Origin of the sequence: Methylobacillus sp. MM3, from assembly GCF_001645185.1 — a bacterium.
GTDB lineage: Bacteria > Pseudomonadota > Gammaproteobacteria > Burkholderiales > Methylophilaceae > MM2.
On sequence record NZ_LXTQ01000023.1, the window covers coordinates 1 to 419 of the forward strand.

1 pseudogene is annotated in these 419 nt (G+C 51.3%); it reads left to right on the forward strand.

Going from position 1 to position 419, the window contains the following annotated elements:
* Window positions 1-419, forward strand: a pseudogene (gene ppnN / locus A7976_RS08725) (nucleotide 5'-monophosphate nucleosidase PpnN); the annotation flags it as partial.

Here is a 419-nt window from a genome sequence, read left to right on the forward strand (position 1 = left end):
TACTGGACGAGTTTGTCGTGCATACGCTGGGTGAAAACGCGCGCCGCCATTACCGCATCATCATTGATGACGCCGCTGAAGTCGCTCGTCAGATGAAAAAATCGATGCCGCTGGTGAAAGAAAATCGCCGTGATACAGGCGATGCCTACAGCTTTAACTGGTCAATGCGCATTGCGCCAGATTTGCAAATGCCGTTTGAGCCGTCTCACGAGAATATGGCTAATCTGAAGCTTTACCCGGATCAACCTGTGGAAGTGCTGGCTGCCGACCTGCGCCGTGCGTTCTCCGGTATTGTGGCGGGTAACGTAAAAGAAGTCGGTATTCGCGCCATTGAAGAGTTTGGTCCTTACAAAATCAACGGCGATAAAGAGATTATGCGTCGTATGGACGACCTGCTACAGGGTTTTGTTGCCCAGCAT